This is a genomic window from Photobacterium sp. GB-36 (genome assembly GCF_003026135.1).
Lineage (GTDB): Bacteria > Pseudomonadota > Gammaproteobacteria > Enterobacterales > Vibrionaceae > Photobacterium.
On record NZ_PYNY01000002.1, the window covers coordinates 143,826 to 166,620 of the forward strand.

The 22,795-nt window shown below is 40.0% G+C and carries 23 protein-coding genes; 19 read left to right on the forward strand and 4 right to left on the reverse strand.

Going from position 1 to position 22,795, the window contains the following annotated elements:
* The first annotated feature begins 308 nt into the window (after positions 1–308).
* A complete protein-coding gene (gene rluC / locus C9J46_RS02365; RefSeq protein WP_107206469.1) occupies positions 309–1,253 on the forward strand; it encodes a 23S rRNA pseudouridine(955/2504/2580) synthase RluC in 945 nt (314 codons plus the stop codon).
* A gap of 77 nt (positions 1,254–1,330) precedes the next feature.
* Here rluC and C9J46_RS02370 read toward each other — a convergent pair whose 3' ends face one another.
* Positions 1,331–1,912, reverse strand: coding sequence for a nucleoside triphosphate pyrophosphatase (locus C9J46_RS02370; protein WP_107287140.1), 582 nt, complete (start codon positions 1,910–1,912; stop codon positions 1,331–1,333).
* 459 nt (positions 1,913–2,371) lie between these two features.
* Here C9J46_RS02370 and yceD point away from each other — a divergent pair, with 459 nt between their 5' ends.
* From yceD to C9J46_RS02450, 16 genes are all read left to right on the forward strand, one after another.
* Positions 2,372–2,890, forward strand: coding sequence for a 23S rRNA accumulation protein YceD (gene yceD, locus C9J46_RS02375; protein ID WP_005368721.1), 519 nt, complete (start codon positions 2,372–2,374; stop codon positions 2,888–2,890).
* Between the two features lie 20 nt (positions 2,891–2,910).
* Positions 2,911–3,081 carry a 50S ribosomal protein L32 gene (gene rpmF, locus C9J46_RS02380; protein WP_005368719.1) on the forward strand — a complete coding sequence of 57 codons (171 nt, stop codon included), beginning with the start codon at positions 2,911–2,913 and terminating at the stop codon, positions 3,079–3,081.
* A 9-nt stretch (positions 3,082–3,090) separates the two neighbouring features.
* Positions 3,091–4,116: a phosphate acyltransferase PlsX gene (gene plsX, locus C9J46_RS02385; protein WP_199187011.1), complete on the forward strand. Its 1,026-nt coding sequence runs from the start codon at positions 3,091–3,093 to the stop codon at positions 4,114–4,116.
* 5 nt (positions 4,117–4,121) lie between these two features.
* Complete coding sequence (locus tag C9J46_RS02390) at positions 4,122–5,078, forward strand: beta-ketoacyl-ACP synthase III (RefSeq protein WP_107206198.1); 957 nt, start codon at positions 4,122–4,124, stop codon at positions 5,076–5,078.
* Between the two features lie 120 nt (positions 5,079–5,198).
* Positions 5,199–6,128 (forward strand): ACP S-malonyltransferase, encoded by a 930-nt coding sequence (gene fabD, locus C9J46_RS02395; RefSeq protein ID WP_107290508.1) that lies wholly within the window; start codon positions 5,199–5,201, stop codon positions 6,126–6,128.
* Between the two features lie 26 nt (positions 6,129–6,154).
* Positions 6,155–6,889: a 3-oxoacyl-ACP reductase FabG gene (gene fabG / locus C9J46_RS02400; RefSeq protein ID WP_107206200.1), complete on the forward strand. Its 735-nt coding sequence runs from the start codon at positions 6,155–6,157 to the stop codon at positions 6,887–6,889.
* A gap of 157 nt (positions 6,890–7,046) precedes the next feature.
* Positions 7,047–7,280 (forward strand): acyl carrier protein, encoded by a 234-nt coding sequence (acpP, locus tag C9J46_RS02405; RefSeq protein WP_005368712.1) that lies wholly within the window; start codon positions 7,047–7,049, stop codon positions 7,278–7,280.
* 89 nt (positions 7,281–7,369) lie between these two features.
* Positions 7,370–8,608 carry a beta-ketoacyl-ACP synthase II gene (gene fabF / locus C9J46_RS02410; protein WP_107206201.1) on the forward strand — a complete coding sequence of 413 codons (1,239 nt, stop codon included), beginning with the start codon at positions 7,370–7,372 and terminating at the stop codon, positions 8,606–8,608.
* A 111-nt stretch (positions 8,609–8,719) separates the two neighbouring features.
* Positions 8,720–9,529 carry an aminodeoxychorismate lyase gene (gene pabC / locus C9J46_RS02415; protein WP_107206202.1) on the forward strand — a complete coding sequence of 270 codons (810 nt, stop codon included), beginning with the start codon at positions 8,720–8,722 and terminating at the stop codon, positions 9,527–9,529.
* Entirely contained in the window at positions 9,523–10,542 is a 1,020-nt protein-coding gene (gene mltG, locus C9J46_RS02420; protein WP_107259649.1) for an endolytic transglycosylase MltG, read from the forward strand. The genes pabC and mltG overlap by 7 nt, the downstream gene beginning before the upstream one ends.
* The gene (gene tmk, locus C9J46_RS02425) at positions 10,539–11,168 is read left to right on the forward strand and encodes a dTMP kinase (RefSeq protein ID WP_107245926.1); all 630 of its coding nucleotides are present in this window, start codon (positions 10,539–10,541) and stop codon (positions 11,166–11,168) included. The genes mltG and tmk overlap by 4 nt, the downstream gene beginning before the upstream one ends.
* A 1-nt stretch (position 11,169) precedes the next feature.
* On the forward strand, positions 11,170–12,132 hold the full coding sequence (gene holB, locus C9J46_RS02430; protein WP_107290509.1) for a DNA polymerase III subunit delta': 963 nt from the start codon (positions 11,170–11,172) through the stop codon (positions 12,130–12,132).
* A gap of 56 nt (positions 12,133–12,188) precedes the next feature.
* Entirely contained in the window at positions 12,189–12,965 is a 777-nt protein-coding gene (locus C9J46_RS02435; RefSeq protein ID WP_107206206.1) for a TatD family hydrolase, read from the forward strand.
* Positions 12,966–13,583: 618 nt separating this feature from the next.
* Complete coding sequence (locus tag C9J46_RS02440; protein ID WP_107290510.1) at positions 13,584–15,092, forward strand: PTS transporter subunit EIIC; 1,509 nt, start codon at positions 13,584–13,586, stop codon at positions 15,090–15,092.
* An 843-nt stretch (positions 15,093–15,935) separates the two neighbouring features.
* Entirely contained in the window at positions 15,936–17,552 is a 1,617-nt protein-coding gene (locus C9J46_RS02445) for a PTS transporter subunit EIIC (protein ID WP_107290511.1), read from the forward strand.
* Positions 17,553–17,559: 7 nt separating this feature from the next.
* Positions 17,560–18,030, forward strand: coding sequence for an RDD family protein (locus C9J46_RS02450; RefSeq protein WP_107245931.1), 471 nt, complete (start codon positions 17,560–17,562; stop codon positions 18,028–18,030).
* Positions 18,031–18,071: 41 nt separating this feature from the next.
* Here the strand turns inward: C9J46_RS02450 and C9J46_RS02455 are convergent, their stop codons facing one another.
* The 3 genes from C9J46_RS02455 to C9J46_RS02465 form a co-directional block, all read right to left on the reverse strand.
* On the reverse strand, positions 18,072–18,971 hold the full coding sequence (locus C9J46_RS02455; RefSeq protein WP_107245933.1) for a lysine exporter LysO family protein: 900 nt from the start codon (positions 18,969–18,971) through the stop codon (positions 18,072–18,074).
* Positions 18,972–19,193: 222 nt separating this feature from the next.
* Positions 19,194–20,117, reverse strand: a complete 924-nt coding sequence (locus C9J46_RS02460; protein ID WP_107206211.1) for an HDOD domain-containing protein — start codon at positions 20,115–20,117, stop codon at positions 19,194–19,196.
* Between the two features lie 124 nt (positions 20,118–20,241).
* Positions 20,242–20,829 (reverse strand): LON peptidase substrate-binding domain-containing protein, encoded by a 588-nt coding sequence (locus C9J46_RS02465; RefSeq protein WP_107245934.1) that lies wholly within the window; start codon positions 20,827–20,829, stop codon positions 20,242–20,244.
* A 305-nt stretch (positions 20,830–21,134) separates the two neighbouring features.
* Here C9J46_RS02465 and C9J46_RS02470 point away from each other — a divergent pair, with 305 nt between their 5' ends.
* On the forward strand, positions 21,135–21,734 hold the full coding sequence (locus C9J46_RS02470; protein WP_107206213.1) for a TfoX/Sxy family DNA transformation protein: 600 nt from the start codon (positions 21,135–21,137) through the stop codon (positions 21,732–21,734).
* An 88-nt stretch (positions 21,735–21,822) separates the two neighbouring features.
* A complete protein-coding gene (gene dsdC / locus C9J46_RS02475) occupies positions 21,823–22,728 on the forward strand; it encodes a DNA-binding transcriptional regulator DsdC (protein ID WP_107206214.1) in 906 nt (301 codons plus the stop codon).
* Positions 22,729–22,795 lie beyond the last annotated feature (67 nt).

Consider the following 22,795-nt stretch of genomic DNA (forward strand, 5'->3'; position numbering starts at 1 on the left):
ACTTATCAGCCAACTGTATGTGAGATGGTTAGATCTAAAAAATACAGCTGGTATCACCACATTGAAGTGGTTGTATCTGTCACATCAAAAAAAAATGTAATTTGACGCACTAAAAAAAACTCCGATAACCCTAACGTCTTACGCCATTTGCTGCGTTGATTATCTGAGTTGTATAAAAAATAGCCATAAAGATGATTATATGCTCATCTTGTCAATGAAGTAGACAAAAAAACCTACCTCAGCACACAATGATAGCAGGCTCACTTTTTTGCGGCAATCTGCTTTATTTGCATGATACAATCAAACCTATGACAGAAGATAAACCTAAAGTGCAATTCATCGACATTAGCGATGACTTTGCAGGCCAGCGGATTGATAATTTTCTCCGCGCTAGGCTTAAAAACGTACCAAAAAGTATGATTTACCGCATTTTGCGTAAAGGCGAGGTGCGAGTAAACAAAAAACGTATTAAACCTGAATATAAATTGCAGGATGGTGATCTAGTACGCGTACCGCCGGTTTTTGTTCCTGAAAAAGAAGAACAAGCGCCAGTCAGTACCAAGTTGAATAAAGTCGCTGAATTAGAGCATTGCATCATCTATGAAGATGATCATATGTTAATTCTGAATAAACCATCAGGGACAGCAGTTCATGGCGGCAGTGGCTTAAAATTTGGTGCTATTGAAGCATTACGAGCGTTACGCCCTGATGCGCGATTTTTGGAACTCGTTCACCGAATTGACCGTGATACCTCGGGCATTTTGTTAGTGGCAAAGAAGCGTTCAGCTCTTCGTCAATTGCAAGAGCAATTTAGAAATAAAACGGTGCAGAAATATTACTTCGCTTTAGTAATGGGGGAATGGAAAGCGAATTGCCGAAAAGTCACTGCACCTTTGTTAAAAAATGAAGTAAACAGCATTGTACGTGTTAACCCACAAGGTAAAGCATCCGATACGCGTTTTAAAGTATTAGAGCGATTCTCACAGGCAACATTGGTACAAGCTAGCCCTGTAACGGGTCGTACGCATCAGATCCGTGTGCATTGTCAGTATGAAGGCCATCCTATTGCTTGGGATGATCGATATGGTGATCCACGTTTTGATGCTTACACTAAAAAAACAGGTTTAGGGCGTTTGTTCCTTCATGCTGCAAATATCAAATTTACGCATCCAAGTACGGATGAAGCGATGGATATTAGCGCGCCAATGGAACCGGTTTTAGAACGTTGTTTGGAAAAGCTACGTCAAATGTAACCAAAGTGAAAGGCGAGGAAATCGTCTCGCCTTTTGTTTTGCACGACTTTTTTTTCACGAATGTTAGTGAGTAAGTCTTATAAGACCGAAACGCCCTCATTAGCTAACATCTCAGTTAATGCAATTAAAGGTAATCCTACGAGCGTGTTAGGGTCACGCCCTTCAAGTTTATCAAATAGTGCAATTCCTAAACCTTCACTTTTAAAACTCCCTGCACAATACAAAGGTTGCTCTTTTCTCACGTAATTTTCAATTTGTTGTGGCGTAAGTGTTTTAAAGTGAACATGAAAAGGTTCACAAATGACTTGTGTTGATTGTGTTTTTGCATTGTAAACGCATAGCCCTGTGTAAAAGGTAATGGTTTTTCCACTTGCGGCTTGTAATTGCTTACAAGCATTTTCTTCAGTATGGGGTTTGCCTAAGATTTTCCCATCAATCACACAAACTTGATCTGATCCTATAATAAGAGAATCTGGGTAAGTGCTGGCGCAAGCTTTGGCTTTTAATTGTGCAAGTCGGCAGACTAACTGTTGGGCAGATTCTGTGGCTAATGCCGTCTCATCAGTTTCAGGGCTTGCTGTTTCAAAAGGGATCGCTAACTTTTCGAGTAGCATTTTTCGGTAAGGGGAGGTTGATGCCAGTAATAATGGTTGTGTCATAACAATGTTCTACACATCTAGAATGAATTTTAATACAGCAATGATATAGCAAGTTTCACTATGATTGCTGCAACTTTTATTAGGATTATATTGAATTGAGATTGTTGTATTACGGTTGTTTCATTCCACAATTCGGTGTATGTTCCGCATAATTTGTTAGATCCCCAACGTGGCCAATGACGAGACGTATATTGATCAAAATATATGTGAGTTATTGACAGCGACTGCATATGATCATACGGCTATATTAGTTGCTTTATGCGTTATATTGGGTGTTATTTCATCGATTGTTCCGACACGATCAAGTGATTGAGTAGCAGACATTTAAACTTTTATTACTGAGATGTGGTGTCGAAGCGTTTTGTAATTTTCATCACAGCATGAGAATTGGTCAAAAGCTGTTAAATCACACACATTTCCTTTGACTCAAACAGACTATAAGGCTAATATTCGCGCCCTATGCAAAAGGTAAAATTGCCGCTAAAGGTAGATCCAGTACGTACAGCACAAAAAAGACTCGATTATGATGGCATCATCAAAGCCGATCTTTTGTCTCGCCTAGCTGAATCAACCCAGAGCGTAATAAGTGATGCAAACGTCAACTTGTCTTTTGACCTTGACCAACGTCGTATTCCTTTCATCCGCGGTATCGCAGATGTAGACGTGATGTTGACCTGCCAGCGATGTCAGGGAGAATTTCCACACCATATTCATGTGGAATTCTGTTATAGTCCGGTTCGCAACGAAGAAGCCGTAGATGAGTTACCGGAAGCCTATGAGCCGACAATCGTCGACGAAAATGGCGAGATCAACCTGATTCAACTTGTTGAAGACGAATTGATTCTGGAATTACCACAAGTCGCAATGCACGACGATGCTGATTGTAAAATTGGCTCGAAGAACATGTCTTTTGGTGAGATCCCCGTTGCTGATGAGCGTCCGAATCCGTTTGCAGTATTGAAAAATCTTAAGAGTTAAATTTAACAGGAGTAGGGTTAATGGCCGTACAAAAGAGCAAAAAATCACGTGCAGCACGTGGTATGCGTCGTTCACACGATGCCCTAACTACAGCAGCAGTTTCTGTAGATAAAGCATCTGGTGAGACTCACCTACGTCACCACGTGACAGCTGACGGTTTCTACCGTGGCCGCAAGGTTATCAACAAGTAAGGTTGAACCTTGATGGGTCTTACCGTTGCACTTGATGCAATGGGCGGGGATTTCGGTCCTCAAGTAACAGTGCCTGCCGCCGTGCAGGCACTGTTGCATTCGCCTGAGCTCAAACTTATTCTTTTTGGTGATCTAAGTGCAATCACTGCGCAGTTAACTCTCCTTAATAAGCTTAACCATCCTAGGCTAACGATCGTGCATTGCGATACCGTTATCGCTAACGAAACACGCCCATCACAAGCCCTTCGACATAGTAAAGGCTCATCTATGCGTATGGCATTAGATGCAGTTGCAGCAGGCCAAGCAGATGCATGTGTCAGTGCCGGTAATACTGGCGCCCTCATGGCATTATCACGCTTTGTGTTGAAACAACTTCCGGGGGTTGAGCGTCCTGCATTAATTTCAGCGATACCCAATCGTGGTGCAAATCCAACATGGCTCCTTGATCTTGGCGCGAATGTGTCTTGTGATGCTGATACTTTATTCCAGTTTGCAGTTATGGGCTCTGTTCTTGCTGAACAAACCTTAGGTACTACACCGCGTGTCGCATTATTAAATATTGGTGAAGAAGAGATCAAAGGTAATGATTTGGTTAAACGTTGTGCTGAAATGTTGATTCAATCTCCGGATATCAATTATGTTGGCTACGTTGAAGGTCACCAACTTTATTCAGATAAAGCCGATGTTATTGTGTGTGATGGTTTCGTTGGAAATGTGAGTTTAAAGACCAGTGAAGGGGTCGCAAACTTATTTATTGAACGGATTAAACATGCAATAGGTCGTAACCCTATTCGACGCATTATTGCTAAATGGCTGTTTAGTGAGCTCTTTGAAGGCTTGCAACAGTTGAACCCCGACCAGTATAACGGTGCAAGTCTGTTAGGATTGCGCGGTATTGTGGTGAAAAGCCATGGAAGTGCTGATACTGTCGCTTTTGCCAACGCGATAAGCGAAGCGGTTTACGAAGTTAAACGACAAATACCGAATAAAATCAGTGACCGTTTAGAAGAGGTCCTACTCGAGAGGCACTATTAGTCTTCATGAATAGCAAAATTCTAGGAACTGGCAGCTACCTGCCACAACAAGTACGCTCGAATGCGGACTTAGAAAAAATGGTAGAAACAAGCGATGAGTGGATTGTGACACGAACAGGTATTCGTGAGCGCCGTATTTCGTCTGAAGATGAAACTGTTGCCGTAATGGGCTACCAAGCCTCGTTAAAGGCAATTGAGATGGCGGGGATTGATAAAGAAGATATCGATTTGATCATTGTTGCCACCTCTAGCGCCAGTCACACATTTCCATCAGCAGCTTGCCAAGTGCAAGGTATGCTAGATATTAAAGGCTGTCCTGCATTTGATTTATCAGCGGCATGTACAGGCTTTGTTTATGCGTTAAGTGTTGCTGATCAGCATATCAAAACGGGTATGGCGAAAAATGTACTTGTTATCGGTTCTGATGCACTTTCTCATTGCTGTGATCCAGAGGATCGCTCAACCATTATTTTATTTGGTGATGCGGCGGGTGCGGTTGTGATTGGTGCTAGTGAAGAGCCTGGCATTATTTCAACGCATTTATATGCTGATGGCCATTTTGGTGGTTTATTAAGTCTCGCAGTACCAGAATATGGTAAAGATTTTGATGCTAACAAGTGGCTTTACATGGCAGGTAACGAAGTCTTTAAAGTAGCGGTAACCCAGTTATCGAACTTAGTGAAAAGTACGCTGGCTGAAAATAACATGGATAAGTCTGAGTTAGATTGGCTTGTACCTCACCAAGCAAATATGCGTATTATCTCAGCGACGGCGAAAAAATTATCAATGTCGATGGATCAAGTTGTGGTTACGCTTGATCGTCATGGTAATACGTCGGCTGCAACAGTCCCAACAGCATTAGATGAAGCGGTTCGTGATGGCCGTATTCAACGCGGTCAAACATTATTACTCGAAGCGTTTGGTGGCGGTTTTACTTGGGGCTCAGCATTAGTGAAGTTTTAATCAAGTGATTAAACATTACTGATTTGCTTTTATTTTTAGTGCATTAAAACTAATAAGCAATATATTAGTTTTAATGCATATTAATCGACTAATGATTAGTCAATAAAGAAGGATTCTCGAATGTCTAAGTTCGCGATTGTTTTCCCAGGTCAGGGCTCTCAAACCGTTGGTATGCTAGCTGAATTAGCAGAACAATTTGATGTGGTTAAAGAAACGTTCTCTGAGGCATCTGATGCGCTAGGTTACGATCTTTGGGCGTTAGTTCAAAACGGTCCAGCAGAAGATTTAAACCAAACACAACGCACTCAGCCTGCATTGTTAACAGCATCTGTTGCAATCTGGCGTGTATGGCAGCAGCAAGGTGGTGAACAACCAACGGTTCTTGCAGGTCACAGCCTAGGTGAATACTCAGCACTCGTATGTGCTGGTGTTATCGATTTTAAAGCAGCGGTTAAACTGGTTGAGCTACGCGGCCAACTTATGCAGGAAGCAGTACCGGCTGGTGTTGGTGCTATGTCTGCAATTATCGGCCTTGATAACGATGCAATTGCGAAAGCATGTGAGGAAGCGGCACAAGGTGAAGTTTGTTCTCCTGTCAACTTCAACTCACCAGGTCAAGTTGTTATTGCGGGTAATAAAGAAGCGGTAGAGCGTGCAAACGTAATATGTAAAGAAGCGGGCGCTAAACGTGCACTTCCTCTTCCTGTATCTGTGCCTTCTCACTGCGCATTGATGAAACCTGCGGCGGATAAACTTGCAGTAGCATTAGAAACTATCGCATTTAATGCACCGTCTGTACCTGTTATTAACAATGCTGACGTGGCAACAGAAACTGATCCTGCAGCAATCAAGTTTGCACTTGTTAAACAGCTATACAGCCCGGTACGTTGGACTGAATCAGTTGAGCGCATGGCTGCTGAAGGTATCGAAGAATTATTAGAAATGGGGCCTGGTAAAGTATTAACTGGTCTAACCAAGCGTATTGATCGCGCACTTAGCGGTGCTGCAGTTAATGATATTGCTTCATTAGAAGCGGCTGTGGCTAAGTAGTCATTAAGCTTTAAAGAGGATTTACAATGAGCCTGGAAGGTAAAGTTGCACTAGTTACAGGTGCAAGCCGTGGTATCGGCCGTGCAATTGCTGAAATTTTAGTAGAGCGTGGCGCAACAGTTATTGGTACTGCAACATCTGAAAGTGGTGCTGAAGCTATCAGTGCATATCTTGGTGATAAAGGTAAAGGTCTTGCTCTAAATGTGACGTCACCTGAGTCTATTGAATCAGTTTTAAAACAGATTAAAGCAGATTTTGGCGATGTTGACATTTTGGTGAACAATGCTGGTATCACTCGTGATAATCTATTGATGCGCATGAAAGATGATGAATGGCAAGATATCCTTGATACGAACCTAACATCTATCTTCCGCCTTTCTAAAGCGGTACTGCGTGCAATGATGAAAAAACGTAATGGTCGTATCATCAGTATTGGCTCTGTTGTGGGTACTATGGGTAATGCGGGTCAAACGAACTACGCAGCAGCAAAAGCTGGCCTATTAGGTTTCACAAAATCCATGGCACGCGAGGTAGCTTCTCGTGGTATTACAGTTAACGCAGTCGCTCCAGGTTTTATCGAAACAGATATGACTAAAGCGTTAAATGATGACCAACGAGCAGCAACACTTGCAAATGTACCTGCTGGTCGTTTAGGTGATCCGCGCGAAATTGCAGCAGCGGTTGCATTTTTAGCCTCAGATGATGCTGCTTACGTAACGGGCGAAACTTTGCACGTTAACGGCGGTATGTACATGATTTAATCAAAAGATTTGCAATACTTAATGACGCAAGTCAAACTGACCTAGTTTTATGATAAAATCGTGGTTTGACCAGCACTATGAGTGTTGCAACTTTTGTCGTAATGAATAAACTACAGCAAATCGCATTAGCGAATTCTTGTTAAGGAAATATATTAGTATGAGCAACATCGAAGAACGCGTAAAAAAAATCATCGTTGAGCAACTAGGCGTAGACGAAGCTGAAGTTAAAAACGAATCATCTTTCGTTGACGATCTAGGTGCAGACTCACTAGATACAGTTGAACTAGTAATGGCACTTGAAGAAGAATTCGATACAGAGATTCCAGACGAAGAAGCTGAAAAAATTACTACTGTTCAAGCTGCAATCGACTACGTAAACAGCGCACAGTAATATAAAAATGAATATATCCAGGCGGTCTTTATGACCGCCTGTTTTTTTTTAATTTCCTGTTTTATCCTCAATTCCCGGAGAAATTAATCGTGTCTAAGCGTCGTGTAGTTGTAACTGGCATGGGTATGCTTACCCCGGTTGGTAATTCTGTTGAATCTTCTTGGAAAGCTTTACAGTCAGGCACTAGTGGTATTAGTACTATCCAACATTTTGATGCAAGCGCATTTGCTACTCAATTTGCCGGCATGATCAAAGACTTCAATTGCGAAGATTACATGTCCAAGAAAGATGCACGCAAAATGGATTTATTCATTCAGTATGGCATTGCTGCTGGCGTACAAGCTTTCAAAGATTCAGGTATTGAAGTTACTGAAGAAAATGCAGCACGCATTGGCGTTGCTATCGGTTCTGGTATTGGTGGCTTAGGTCTAATTGAAGTTGGCCATCAAGCTTTAATGGAAAAAGGTCCGCGCAAAATTAGCCCGTTCTTTGTTCCTTCAACAATTGTAAATATGATCGCTGGACACATGTCTATCATGTACGGTCTACGTGGTCCAAATATCGCAATCTCTACCGCATGTACGACTGGCCTTCATAACATTGGTCATGCAGCGCGTATGATCGCTTACGGCGATGCAGATGCGATGGTTGCTGGTGGTGCAGAAAAAGCATCAACGCCATTAGGTATGGGCGGTTTCGCAGCAGCAAAAGCACTATCTACGCGTAACGACGATCCTCAAGCGGCTTCTCGTCCATGGGACCAAGATCGCGACGGTTTCGTACTAGGTGATGGTGCGGGTGTTATCGTGCTAGAAGAGTATGAACACGCAAAAGCACGTGGCGCTAAAATTTATGCTGAGCTTGTAGGCTTTGGTATGAGTGGTGACGCTTACCACATGACTTCACCAAGTGCAGATGGTTCAGGTGGCGCGCTAGCAATGGAAGCATGTATCCGTGATGCGGGTATTAATGCAGACCAAATTGGCTATATTAATGCGCATGGCACATCGACACCAGCAGGTGACGTTGCTGAAACATTAGGTATCAAGCGTGCTATGGGTAGCGCAGTTGATAACGTTATGGTTTCTTCAACAAAATCAATGACAGGTCATCTATTGGGTGCTGCAGGTTCTGTAGAATCAATTATCACTATTCTAAGCTTAGTAGATCAAGTGGTTCCACCAACAATTAACTTGGATAATCCAGGTGAAGGTTGTGATCTTGACTATGTTCCAGGTGAAGCCCGCCAAGCAAATCTAGAGTACGCATTGTGTAACTCATTTGGTTTTGGTGGTACTAACGGTTCTCTACTATTTAAGAAAATGTAGTTACATTTGCCTCTAAATAGCATCAGGAAAATCGCTTGATAACCTGATATGATTAGCAGCCCGATATCTTTGTAGGTATTGGGCTGTTTTTTATCATAAAAAGGATAATCGATGGCGTTTATTAACAGTCAGAAACAACGAGAGTTAGCAATAACGGATCGTGCTATACAATATGGAGATGGCTGTTTTTCGACAATAGGCGTTAAACAGGGAAAGCTGTTGTTATGGCGGTTTCATCTTGAACGATTACAACAAACGTTGCGCAGGTTAGCGATTAATGAACCTGATTGGGATCAAGTCTTTCTACAGGCTAAAAAACTCGCTCAATCTTTCACTGATCGTGGTGGGATAAAAATATTAATCAGCCGAGGTGGCGGCGGTAGGGGGTATAGCCCAACGGGCTGCGATGACACGACAGTTATTTTTAGTGCTTTCAATTGGCCTACCCATTATAAGCAATGGCAGAAAGATGGCATCATACTGGGGGTTTGTCAGCAGCAACTGGGTTACAGTCCAATGCTTGCGGGGATGAAGCACTTAAATCGATTAGAACAGGTACTCTTAAAACAAGAAGTCGAACATAAACAATGGTTGGATGCTGTGGTGCTCAATACCAATGATCATGTTATTGAAACAACAGCATCTAATATCTTCTGGCGTAAAGGGCGTGTTGTTTATACGCCAGAATTAATAGGATCTGGAGTTGAAGGTGTCATGCGTCGACATGTCATTACATTGCTTTCAACGTTGCCATATACGTTAGAATTAGGTGATTATTCTCTGGCAGATTTGCTTTGTGCTGATGAAGTATTTATAACCAATGCGTTAATGGAGTTAGTGCCAATAATGGCGATTGACTCTACCTATTATCAACAACAGTCACTACTCGACGTATTACAAAAGAGGCTATATACGTGTTAAAGAAGTTGATTCTTATTGTTTTCATTCTTGCTGCCCTAGCGGCAGGTGCTGCTGGTTGGGCGTATACTCAAGTGAAGAACGAGCTAAATCTGCCCGTTATTAATACTGAGCAGGTAATGATAACAGTTAAACCAGGGACATCGTTTAGAGGGTTAATCAATCAGCTTGTACAAGATAAAGTGATCAAGGCATCACAATGGACGCGCTGGGTCGGAAAGTTAGATCCCTCTTTAACGGATATTAAGGCAGGAACTTACGGTCTAGAGCCAAACAAAACATTGCAAGAAGTCTTGGCATTGATTGCTTCTGGCAAGGAGTTTCAATATTCAATCACCTTGGTTGAAGGTGAGCGTTTTAGTGAATGGTTAAAAAAAATCCAAGCTGCGCCTGAATTAAAGCATATTACTGATGGCATGACAGAGCCACAAATTGCGAAAGCGATCGGCATTGATAACGTTAAAATTGAAGGTTATTTACTGCCTGATACGTATCATTACACAGCGGGTACTACCGATATTGCAGTACTGAAACGTGCTTATCTAGCGATGAATAAAGAGTTAGCCACTGCGTGGGAGCGACGTGAGAAAGATCTGCCTTTAAAAGATCCTTATCAAGTATTGATCATGGCTTCTATTATTGAAAAAGAAACCGCTGTGCCAGCAGAACGAGGTTTGGTTGCGTCTGTCTTTATGAATCGTTTGCGCAAAGGGATGCCTTTACAAACCGACCCAACCGTTATTTATGGCATGGGTGATAAATATAAAGGCAATATTAGTAAAAAAGATCTTAGAACCCCAACGCCTTATAACACCTATACCATGAAAGGTTTACCACCAACACCGATAGCAATGCCAAGTAAAGCATCAGTATTAGCAGCCGTTAATCCTGATAAGAGCAATTACTATTATTTCGTGGCCGATGGTAAAGGCGGGCACAAATTCTCTACAACTTTGGTTGAGCACAACCGTGCGGTTCGTGCATACCTGAAAACATTAAGAAAACAGTCACAATGATCGGTAAATTTATTGTCATCGAAGGTCTTGAAGGGGCCGGTAAAAGTACTGCGATTAAGCAAGTTATCGCGACCTTGGCACAGCATGGTATTCATGATCCAGCATCAACGCGAGAGCCTGGTGGTACACCTTTAGCAGAGCAAATGCGGGCACTGGTTAAAGAAGGGCATCCTGATGAGCCATTAACCGATATGGCTGAATTATTACTGCTTTATGCGGCACGTATTCAATTGGTTGATAACGTGATTAAACCTGCATTGAACCAAGGCCAGTGGGTTGTTGGCGACCGTCATGATATGTCATCCCAAGCATACCAAGGTGGCGGACGTGGTTTTGATAAAGCATTAATGGAAAATCTACGTGATACGGTACTGGGCGATTTTCGTCCTGATCTGACTATCTATATGGATATCGAGCCTGAACTGGGGTTACAACGTGCCCGTGGTCGTGGTGCGCTAGATCGTATCGAACAAATGAATGTCGATTTCTTCCATCGTGCGCGTGCGCGTTTTCTTGAATTATCAGAGAATCAACCAAACGTCATTATTATCGATGCAAGTCAGCGTTTAGAAAAAGTGACTGAAGATCTACAGTCTGCGCTGAATGCATGGTTGGAGCAGCAATAACATGTTGTATCCGTGGCAAGAATCGTTATGGCAGAATTGGCAACAGTTGTTAGAGCAAAAGCGGCTTCATCATGCCATTTTGTTGTTGGCGGTAAAAGGCAGTGGCCGTGATGTCCTCGCGCGCCAGTTAGCTAAAACCGTTTTATGTCAAAACAATGAAACAGAACCATGTGATGTTTGCCATAGCTGTAAATTATTTGAAGCTAACAGCCATCCTGATTTTCATGTTATTAAGCCTGAACAAGAAGGAAAACAAATCGGTGTTGATGCGGTTCGACAATGTAACCGCTGGGCAACGGAAACCTCTCACTTAAATGGTCAGCGTGTTATTTTAATTGAACATGCCGATACAATGGGAGAAGCGGGCTCGAATGCGATTTTAAAAACGCTTGAAGAGCCACCGCAAGGTTGTCAGTTTATTCTAACGGCGCAAAGTTTAGATAGTTTATTACCGACTATTGTTAGTCGTTGTAATAAATGGCGTTTGCCAATACCTGCTGAGTCAAATGTAAAGCAGTGGGTTGAGCATAAATTAATGCAATCGATTAACGTTGAATCTATTCGCCTTAATAGTGGGGCGCCATTGTCAACGTTAGCGTTTGTTGAAAGTGGTATGAATATTCGTCATGCTAATTTGATCAAAGCATTTGCCGAGTTTTTACAGCCACCAAATATTGGTATCTATGATGTTACCGCGATGTGTACTGCAGACGGTATTGTTACATTAAAATGGCTAAGCTATTTTTTAGTCGACTGTATTAAGTATCAGCAAGGTGTAAGCAATAGTTTTGTGCACAACGAATCTTTAGTGGCAGTACAACAGGTTGCTACACAGGTTTCGGGGGCTTTGTTACTTGAGCAATCAAGAAAAATTAATACGCTATACCGTAAATTAGAGCAGCATACAGGATTGAATATTGAGCTGTTAGTTGTAGAGTGGCTAACTGGTTTTATTCAAGATTAAGCGTAGTATTGAGATTTGTATTTATAGTCATATTCAGAGATAAAAGAGGAACGCCCGTGTTAGTTGATTCACATTGTCATCTCGACAAACTTGATTACGATAAGTTACATACAGGGATTGATGATGTACTTAATAAAGCCAAAGAAAGAGGTGTAGAGTACTTTCTTTCTGTTGGTGTAACGTTGGCCGCTTTTCCTAAAATGATGGAAATGATCGCCCCTTACGAAAATATTTTTGCTTCTTGTGGTATTCACCCTTTAGATGTTGAGTCTGGTTATAACTACGAACAGTTTAAGGCTTTTGCGCAACATGAAAGAGTTGTGGCTATTGGTGAAACGGGGTTAGATTACCATTACCAGCCTGATACGGCAGAGCTTCAGCAAGAGATCTTTCGCCAACAGGTTCGTGTCGCGGTTGAATTGAATAAGCCACTTATTATCCATACTCGTATGGCACGTGAAGATACAATGCGTATTCTTCGTGAAGAAGGGGCTCAAAAATGTGGCGGTGTTTTACACTGTTTCACTGAATCGCTTGAAATGGCATTAGATGCGATTGAACTTGGTTTTTATATTTCGATTTCAGGGATTGTAACATTTAATACAGCAAGCGATCTGAAAAATGTGGTGAGCCAATTGCCACTGGATCGTTTGTTAGTTGAAACGGATTCACCGTTCCTTGCGCCAATGCCATACCGAGGTAAGCAAAATCAGCCTGCGTATACACGTGAAGTTGCTCAATATATTGCGTTGCTAAAAGGTGTTTCCGTTGAAGAGGTTGAACGAGCAACCACTGAAAATTTCTTTACGCTATTTCCTTTAGCGAAGAAATAACTTTGATAGATTGGTCGTGAAAAAAGAGAAGCGCTGGCTTCTCTTTTTTTTGGTTAGAAGTGTTGGCGAGAGTAAATATATATAAATCGTCACTTTTAATTATTACAAAAGTAACAAAGGTAACTGAGTATATATTCAGCATAGAATGAAACGTAATTAATAGTACTTATATGGATATATAGAAGTAGGATATTTTATTGATTGATAAATATCACAGATCTTTTAATGATGACTATTGGTTAAAGCATTGTATCCATCCCGTTTTAAATTTGTCATTGAAACTTAATAAAAAGTGAATTTTTATCTTTACTATCAGCAATTTAATGCTTTTTCTTTAATTAATGTGATCAATGTTCTATATTTTTGATGTTATTTAAGTATATTCTGGCGAAAATGGGTAAAAACGCGCAATATTGATTATGGGGGGTAATGCTTTCAAGGAATGCTTTAATCAGTTTATTATTAGAAGATGCTAAAGATAAATTAATTAAAGCAGACAGCATTTATTATTGAATCCTAATTATACCAATTAAATTAATGAGTTATTACAGGTGTCTCTGTCGGTGTCAATGACATTCTGCAGTTATACATTTGGATATATCAAAGGGTAAAAAAATTATGTCGAATGGCAATAAGTCTTCAGCAGAGAAGATCCTTGAAGGAGTTGGTGGTGCAGGCAATATAAAATTCTTGTCTTGCTGCGCAACTCGCTTACGTTTTGAATTAAATGATAATTCTATTGTTGATAAAGCAGCATTAGATGCCATTCCTGATGTGATGGGGTGTATTCCTCAAAGCGGTGATCGCTACCAAATTGTTATCGGTGGTGGTGTTGCGACTATGCATAGCGCATTACAGCAACTGATGGAAAGTCAAACGGGTAGTGGTACAGCAAGCACGAATGAAGTGAAAGCTGATAATGCATCAAATGATGATATTAAAGCTTCTATGCGCTCTAGTGGTGTAAGAGGGAAAGTTGCTTGGGTTGATGGTTTTTTTGAATACCTTTCAGATTCGTTCCGTCCAATTTTAGGTATTTTATTAGGTGCATCATTAATTATTGCATTATGTGCAGTATTAGATGCCCTTCATATTGTTGACTTTAGGGGTGATAAGTCTGCAGGTTGGGTTTTTGTTGACTCAATGTGGCATACAGTCTTTTACTTCTTGCCTATTATGGTTGCTTATAACGCCTCTAAAAAACTGAAGGTTGATCCTTGGTTAGGTGCTGCAATCATGGGCGCACTTATGACGCCTGATTTCCAAAAACTAACCTCACTTGCATCAACAACATCGATTAAAGATACGACCTTAGGGACTGTCTCTCATGTTGCCCATGTGTTTGGTTTACCAATGCAGCTTAATGATTACTCTGGTAATGTATTTGTTCCGTTAATCATGGTTGCTGTATTAGCTGTCGTTTATCGATTCCTGAAGAAGATTGTTCCAGAGAATCTGCACATGGTATTTGTGCCGTTCTTATCTTTGATTATCATGATTCCGCTTACAGCGTTCCTAATTGGTCCTCTAGGTGTTTGGATTGGTACTTATTTAGGTCTTGGTTTAGCTTGGCTAAATACAAATGCACCATTTGTGTTCGCAATTCTAATTCCATTGCTATATCCATTCCTTGTACCTCTTGGCCTTCACTGGCCTCTAAATGCATTGATGCTAATGAATATTCAAACATTGGGTTATGACTTCATTCAAGGTCCTATGGGTGTTTGGAACTTTGCATGTTTCGGTGCAACAGCGGGTGTATTGCTAATTTCACTGCGTGAGAAAGATAAAACCATGCGTCAAACAGCTTCTGGTGCGTTAGCTGCGGGTCTATTCGGTGGTATTTCTGAGCCTTCACTATACGGTATCCACTTACGCTTTAAGAAAGTTTACTCACGTATGCTTCCTGGTTGTCTAGCTGGTGGTTTAACAATTGCAATTCTAGGCTCTCAATACGGCGGCATTAAAACGCAGGCGTTTGCATTTACTTCGTTACTAACTATCCCAGTATTCCACCCAATGTGGGTATATGCAGTATCAATTGCTGTAGCATTCATTGTACCTATGCTACTTATTTTCTTCTTTGACTATCGTACTCCGGAAGAAAAAGCAGCGCATAAAGAATAAGCTTAATCTTATTTGTTGAATGCTCATAATCCCGTAATGAAAGTTACGGGATTTTTTTGTTTTTAACCGTTTGAATTAGGTATGATACGGTGTTATTTCATTTAATTTCTAAATTGTGAGAAAGATCTGCAGGTGAAATGGCTTAGCTATAGAGTGGACACTATATCAAAAGCAAGAACGCCTCAAACATCCACAATTCTGGTATTTTTCTCACTTACATTACTTTTAATAAAAAGAGTCGCTTAATCTCATTTTTATTTATAAATAACCATATGATGCTATTTTAATTAGCATAGATATACGATAGGTTTAATCCACATTAACTTACACTAACGAATAGAAGTTTTTATTAACCTAACAAATGTTACATTGGTTACATAAGTTACTTTTTAGAAAGTTAGCTATTGTTTTTAATTGGTTTTTATATTTTAAAATTATTTATTATCAATATCTTGCAAGTTTGTTTCTGCTTTTTAATATGTTTGTTTTGATGTGATCTCCATTATATATTCCAAATCTTGCATCATTATCTAATAGTAAATATGACAATCATCAAGTTATATTAATTATCGAAATTTATACTTATGCCGAAATAACAAAGAATGAATACTAACATTATGACTACGGGGGTATGTCGTTAGTGTTTATGTTATTTCAGGTAAATATAGTACTCAGGAGCTAAATGTTCACTATCACAATCAATTACCTCGGTAATTTGAGCTTGTCTCGTGTGAGTGTGCATTACTACGCTTATTGAATTAATAAAAATAATGGTTACAAAGACAAATAAAGTCTGAATTATTTTTGATACAAGTTTAGATCCCATATCGAGGAGATAAGGTAATGAAAGCCTTCTTTAGTAAACTATCGCAAGCTGTGATGCTGCCGATAGCGCTACTACCAGCTGCTGGTATTATGCTAGGTCTTGGTGGTAGTTTTACCAACCAGAGTATGATTGATGCATACAATATTGGTATTTTGCAAGACGGAACACTTTTAAATAGTTTTCTACAGGTTATGACCGCTGCAGGCGGTATCGTTTTTGCAAACCTACCTTTAATGTTCGCGCTTGCGATTGCTATCGGTTTTGCTCGTGCTGAAAAAGGCGCAGCGGCATTAGCAGCAACGATTTCTTACTTAGTAATGAATGTTGCGATTGCGAAAACGCTATCTGTTGCTGGCATGGTTGATACAACAAATAACACTGTAATCCTAATGGGCAACCATTATGCGGGGGTGTTAGCTGATGTGTTAGGTATCCACAACACACTAAGTATGGGTGTATTCGGTGGCCTTATCGCTGGTGGTATTACCGTTGTTCTTCATAACAAATACCATGATGTTAAGCTTCCTGAGTTCCTAGGCTTCTTTGGCGGTGCTCGCTTTGTTCCTATCGTTAGTGCGTTCTCTGCATTGTTCTACGGTATTGCGCTTGTATTCATTTGGCCTTACATCGGTGCTGCATTCGGCTCTATTGGTGCAACACTGGGTGAAATGACTGCATCTGGTCACGGTTATATTGCCTCTTTCATCTTCGGTATTATTGAACGTGCGCTTATCCCTGTTGGTCTACACCACGTATTCTACCTTCCACTATGGCAGACAGAGATTGGCGGTACTGTAGAAATTGCAGGTCATGTTTATAAAGGGACACAAAATATCTTCTTTGGCTCTTTAGCTAACGGTGATTATTCTCAGTTCTCTTCAACTAACTTCATGACAGGTAAATTCCCATTCATGATGTTTGGTCTACCTGCTGCTGCATACGCGATGTATACATTGGCAGATAAAGAGAATAAGAAAGAGGTTGGCGGTTTATTGTTCTCTGTTGCGCTAACAGCGTTCCTAACGGGTATTACCGAGCCGATTGAATTTACATTCCTTTTCCTATCTGCGCCGCTTTACTACTTTATTCACGTACCACTAGCTGGTCTATCGTTCATGATCATGGACTTGCTAAATGTGAAAGTGGGCATGACGTTCAGTGGTGGTTTCATTGACTTTGCACTGTTTGGTATGCTTCCTGGCCTAACCGGAACTGAAAACCACTGGTACTACATCCCACTACTAGGTTTAATTTATGGTCCTGTATACTTCTTGTTATTCCGCTGGTTTATTCTGAAGTTTGATATCAAGACACCGGGTCGTAAAGGGAGCGCTGTTGCGGTTGTACGTAAGAAAGATTACCAAGCAGCAAAAGCGAATGGTTCTGATGACAGCCAAATCGATGAAATGATCGAAGCGCTAGGCGGTAAAGATAACATCGTTGACGTTGATGCATGTATTACGCGTTTACGTATCACAGTTAAAGACGGTGAGCTTGTTAAAGATAATAAATACTGGACTGAGAACTTAGGTGCTAAAGGTTTAGTAAAAGTCGGTGGTACGGGTATCCAAGCTATCTACGGTGCACAAGCGGCTGGATTTAAAGCTCAAATCAATTCAAAACTTGGTAAGTAATTAGGCAATGAGCAGCTTTTCGTTGAAATACAGACGTGTCGGTACATTTATGATTGATATGGCTATCGTGCAGATGTTTGCAATGATCGTCAAAGATATCTTCCTTGCAGTGGTTGGTTATATTACCAATGGTGCAGGAGTATCGTTATCACTTAACGATACGATGGCGCTACCAGTATTGTTACTGTTAATTATCGGCATCATGGCTTTATTTATTGGTGTCTTTATGGGGTATCACTGGTTGTGTTATCGGTTACTCGGCACTTCACTATCACGTGCTTTGTTAAGTGTGAAAGTGATATCTAGCGATGATGAGCTGCTAACAAAGCAACGTTATTTAAAGCGTGAGTTTAATAAGATTTATCTATGTATTGCCACATTAGGATTATATCCCCTCTATGCTGGTGTGCAATATCTTACGTTTACTAATCCACCTTGGCATGACAAAAAAAATCATACAACAGTGGTAGAGCGATAAATAAAAACCGCAGTGAAAACTGCGGTTTTTTTTTATCACAGTTATAGTGATAAGAAGAATAAAATGAAAACGGGGACTAACAGGCTAAGAATAAAGCCACTGACAATAGCGATAGGTACACAGCGCACACCTCCTGTACTTTGAATGACGGGGAGGGTGAAATCCATAGCAGTTGCCCCAGCATAACCAATAGCTGTATTGGGATAACGATGGATAAGGAGTGGGATTAATATTAGCGCAAGTATTTCACGTAGTAGCTCGTTAAGAAAAGCGGCACCACCAAATACACTTCCTAAACCGTCGCCAATTAAAATACCCGCGAGAGAATACCAACCAAATCCCGATGCCATAGCCAAGCCATGGTTAAGTGGAATATCGAGAATAAATGCAGCGATGATCCCACCAAGAAAAGATGTGCTAATAATAACCGCAGCTATAATCATCCCTTTTTTATTGAGCACTATTTGTTTTAAGGTCATACCACTATTACGTAATTGGATGCCAATAAAAAACAGTAATAGTAATAAAATAGCTTCACTAGCTTGATCAACCCATGACAAATCGACATTGAGTAATAGACCTACGATCAACCCTGCTGCAACAACAAAAACCAATTTAACCGATTCCATCATCATTTTTGCCATCGGTAAATGATGGTGTCCATCAAACGTTTGTGTTGGCCATAAACGGTCTAAAAAAGGGAGTGCAGCAAGGTTACATACACTGATTGAGATGAAAAATGTCATGGTGTAGATAAGGATTTGGTTTAAGTTTTGGCTGAGATTATCTAGCGCAGCTAAGCTTAATCCCATTAATGTCAAAATGACCAAGACTAAGCGGCTAGTTTGAGCATTAATAAAATCGAGGTGCTTTTTATTATGAATAGGGATGAGGTAGCCAATAATAAGCGGCAAAAAGATAAGTAAAATCCCAGACAACATATTAGTCCTTAAATATATTCAGAGGGTGAGTAATTTATTTGCTAGAGGATTTGGTTCAATAACACAAAATAACCAGCAATAATGAATTCATTTATTTATATTTTTAACAGAAAGTGAATGTAACACAGCGATAAAGAAGGAGTATATAGGCAAGTGGGGGGCTTATAGATGGATGTTTCCCCTTCTTTTTAAGTAAGAAAAAAGAAGGGGGTGGGGATTAGGTCAGAATCCACTTTCACGAACGATGTTTTTCACTCGTTGATTAAATTCGTGAGTAGGTAAATTAGTCAATTCATACATAACTTCAGCTCCTACAAGGTCAAGCTCAACATCATTTTCGTCGATAGCATCATCGTTATTCTTAAATAATAATAAATGGTGTGCCATACGGGCGATATCAAGATAACTCAACGTATCGTTATTCTCTCCATAAGGCTGTCGTTTATTAGAGGCGATTTCAAGATAATCATTATCAAATCCCCATTCTTTTAATACGATCAAACTTGTTTTCATGCAGGTTTCTTTGAAAATATATTTGGCAATATCGATATCGAGGTAATTATCGTTTTCAATATAATTAAGATATTCGTAGATTAAACTAAAGATACCAATATCAGCGAGCAAGCCTGTTAATAACGCTTTTTCTGGTTCTATTTTTAAGGGGGTGTCACTGTGCTTTATCAAGCTTTGACAAATCAGAGCCATCGTACCTGCAAATTGGCGTGAGCGAATCGCACTTTGGCTGAGCAGTTGATTACACGCGAAGTTTTCAGTTTTTACTTTTCGTAATTCGGCAACTGCTTGAGCGGTGGCGATATCACGGACCCGTAACAATCCAAGGCGAGAGACCGCAGTAAGAAGATCGTTACAGACAACATTACGGCGGTTAAATAATACCGTATTAGATGTTCGAATAATGGTAGCGGTTAAAACGGGATCATCAAGTAGTAAATCAGCCACGTCATGAATGGTGCTTTCATCATCATTACATAACTGATGTAGCTTCATTAGCACATCAGGGATTGGAGGAAGCTCCAGCTTATTTTGCTGCGCAGATTGTTTTACTAAGTTACAAAACTCAGATTCCAACGCTTTTATTTGATGATCACGGCTATGTTTTAACCAAAAAAAAGATAAATGCGACATGTAAAACTAATCTTATAAAGTAATAATCAAATTCTATCGTTTCATAGCCTTATCGAGTAGTTTATCACGTAATTTATTTGAAGTGAGTAGGTTATAAATTAATAAAGAACTGATATTAATCCCACTAATGGTTTAAATTTTTATCTTGAAGTAACTTTATTAAAAAACGAATGGCCAGATTAGGCGTTTTTTGATGAATCAGCATTTGCTTATATTTTACTTCTATTGGTAGAACTTCTAACCAGCGTTGACAGACCCACGTCATATCATCAAACAATGGTGTTGGATATAAATTTTCCATTTCTGGTTGAGAAGAATAAAGTTGCTTTAATCGTTGAGCTAAACACTGGTTACTCGTTGTCGTTTTAGAGGGGGCCCAAGTGCTAACAGGCATACATTCAGCAACCAAAAGCTTATCATCCTCAATCTTAATTTGTTCTATTTTTAGAAGATCGATACCTTCTACCGTAATACCCAATAAATCGCCTTCGAGTCGGTTGAAGTCAATAATTTTAACGTGCGTACTTAATGCAGGAACATCTTTAATTTCACTGTGCTCACGTTCGTTATCTATCATTGCCATGACAAACCCTTTTTTAGAAATAAGGGCTTCTTTCACCATACGAATATGACGAGCTTGTGCAATTTTTAGTTGTGTCCTTCCATCGGGAAGAATGTGGTTTGCATATGGGAACAATGGGATTTTTTTCATATCTCCAGAGCATACTCTTTTTGCTGTAAATACCTTAAAGATAGTCGGTGCTGATAATAATGATGATAGATATGCAATTCATTATTGATTCTTGCGTGATAAATGCTGCAAATCTAGTTTGATTACATTATTTTGCGACAAAAAATATGCGAGTAATCTCATCTTTGGCTGCTGCTTATTTAATCTACAATGCTTAAGAGCATACAATTGCTCTGTCGAATAATTAACAATCTAATCTATTGTTTGGCTAGGTTATTTGACGTGTTTGGAATAATTGATTATCACCACATTATGGAGAATTAGTTGTGACATCACCAAAGGAAGATTATTTAAATTATTTAAACAAATTCGGAGAACAAGAAAAACGATCCATGTTTGGTGGAACTGGAGTATTTATAGACGGTGCGATGTTTGCGATAGTTACACCGGCGTCTATGTATATTCGAGGTGGCGAAAAACTGGATCCTGAGTTAATAAAGTTAGGTTGTGCGAAATTTAAACATATAAAGAAAAGCAAAACGGCAACAGTTAATTATTACGAAATAAGAGATCTTTTTGAAAAAGATCCGCAGGTTTGTAATCAATTGGTCGCTAAATCGATTGAGTTTTCATGTAAAGATAAGGCATTTAAACAGTCTGGTGCGAATAAACGTTTACGTGATTTACCCAATATGCGATTAACGCTTGAAAGAATGGTGAAACGAACGGGTGTATTAGATGTATCTACTTTTCTAGAGTTGGGTGCAGTCAATGTTTATCGCAAAGTATGCGAACACCATGGAGAAGAAGTCAATCGTAATTTGTTATGGATTTTTGCTGGTGCTGTCAAAGGATGTCACTGGCAGTTATTAACTGACGAGTATAAATCAGGCTTGCTTGAGCAATACCGTAGTACAACTAATTAATTGACGTTATTCGGGGAGTAGTATTTATAGCTGAGCCCCGATCATTTTCTTGTTATGCTTGCTACTAGATTTTTAATGTGGCGGTATTATGCAACTTTCTAACCTTTCTGGTTCTGTACTTTCAGGTTTACACTGTTTTCTTATCGCAGCTGAACAAATGAGCTTCACACGTGCTGCTGAAGTTCTATTTTTAACTCAAAGTGCAGTTAGCCATAAAATTAAAAACCTTGAAGAAGCATTAGGCGTCCAGCTGTTTATTCGCCAGCCCCGCAAGCTCATCCTCACAGATGAGGGATTTCGTTTAAAACAAGTGCTAGCTGCGAACTTTGGCGATATTGCACACGAAATACGTGATTTGAAAAATGTTGAGTTAAGCGGCGATATAAATATTTCTGTACCCCCAACGTTTGCTCAAACTTGGTTATTACCCCGCTTAAAATCCTTTATAGATCTTTATCCCATGCTACGTATTCATTTGCGAACCCGTAATGAACTTGTTGATTTTCAAACGGAAAGTTTTGATTGCGCGATTTATTTTGGTAAAGGGGAATATCAAGGTTTGCATTCGTGTAAATTAATGGATGAAGCGATGCAGCCCGTTTGTAGCCATGATTATGCTATTACAAATGATCTTTATGATAACCCTGAAGGTTTAATGCAATGTTTATTACTCCATGATGCTGCGCCGTGGGCTAGAGCTGGGCGGAATGATGAATGGCAGCTATGGGCTGAGCAATACGGTACGCAATTACCTGAATCGGAATGTACATTTGATCGTTCCGATTTGGCTTTACAAGCGGCTGAATGCGGGATCGGTGTTGCCATGGGGAGGCACTCATTTATTGCTGAAAGGTTAGTGGAAAAACGGCTAGTTACACCTTTTGATATGATGGCACCTTCACCTTTTAGTTATTATGTCGTGTGTCGACATAACATGCAAAATACCCCTAAAATAAAAGCTTTTAGTGATTGGTTATTCAGTGAGATTGGTTAAGATCAGCTGAATGTTATTTATTAAAATCAATTTCATAAATAAAAATGCCGCTAAATTTTTATATTTA

Bases quoted from the DNA above. Each gene is read 5' to 3' on its own strand.
- rluC (WP_107206469.1), top strand. From the start codon at position 309: ATGACAGAAGATAAACCTAAAGTGCAATTCATCGACATTAGCGATGAC.
- dsdC (WP_107206214.1), top strand. From the start codon at position 21,823: ATGCAACTTTCTAACCTTTCTGGTTCTGTACTTTCAGGTTTACACTGT.
- yceD (WP_005368721.1), top strand. From the start codon at position 2,372: ATGCAAAAGGTAAAATTGCCGCTAAAGGTAGATCCAGTACGTACAGCA.
- rpmF (WP_005368719.1), top strand. From the start codon at position 2,911: ATGGCCGTACAAAAGAGCAAAAAATCACGTGCAGCACGTGGTATGCGT.
- tmk (WP_107245926.1), top strand. From the start codon at position 10,539: ATGATCGGTAAATTTATTGTCATCGAAGGTCTTGAAGGGGCCGGTAAA.
- C9J46_RS02460 (WP_107206211.1), bottom strand. From the start codon at position 20,117: ATGTCGCATTTATCTTTTTTTTGGTTAAAACATAGCCGTGATCATCAA.
- fabG (WP_107206200.1), top strand. From the start codon at position 6,155: ATGAGCCTGGAAGGTAAAGTTGCACTAGTTACAGGTGCAAGCCGTGGT.
- acpP (WP_005368712.1), top strand. From the start codon at position 7,047: ATGAGCAACATCGAAGAACGCGTAAAAAAAATCATCGTTGAGCAACTA.
- C9J46_RS02465 (WP_107245934.1), bottom strand. From the start codon at position 20,829: ATGAAAAAAATCCCATTGTTCCCATATGCAAACCACATTCTTCCCGAT.
- C9J46_RS02455 (WP_107245933.1), bottom strand. From the start codon at position 18,971: ATGTTGTCTGGGATTTTACTTATCTTTTTGCCGCTTATTATTGGCTAC.
- C9J46_RS02450 (WP_107245931.1), top strand. From the start codon at position 17,560: ATGAGCAGCTTTTCGTTGAAATACAGACGTGTCGGTACATTTATGATT.
- C9J46_RS02445 (WP_107290511.1), top strand. From the start codon at position 15,936: ATGAAAGCCTTCTTTAGTAAACTATCGCAAGCTGTGATGCTGCCGATA.
- C9J46_RS02390 (WP_107206198.1), top strand. From the start codon at position 4,122: ATGAATAGCAAAATTCTAGGAACTGGCAGCTACCTGCCACAACAAGTA.
- holB (WP_107290509.1), top strand. From the start codon at position 11,170: ATGTTGTATCCGTGGCAAGAATCGTTATGGCAGAATTGGCAACAGTTG.
- fabD (WP_107290508.1), top strand. From the start codon at position 5,199: ATGTCTAAGTTCGCGATTGTTTTCCCAGGTCAGGGCTCTCAAACCGTT.
- pabC (WP_107206202.1), top strand. From the start codon at position 8,720: ATGGCGTTTATTAACAGTCAGAAACAACGAGAGTTAGCAATAACGGAT.
- C9J46_RS02370 (WP_107287140.1), bottom strand. From the start codon at position 1,912: ATGACACAACCATTATTACTGGCATCAACCTCCCCTTACCGAAAAATG.
- C9J46_RS02440 (WP_107290510.1), top strand. From the start codon at position 13,584: ATGTCGAATGGCAATAAGTCTTCAGCAGAGAAGATCCTTGAAGGAGTT.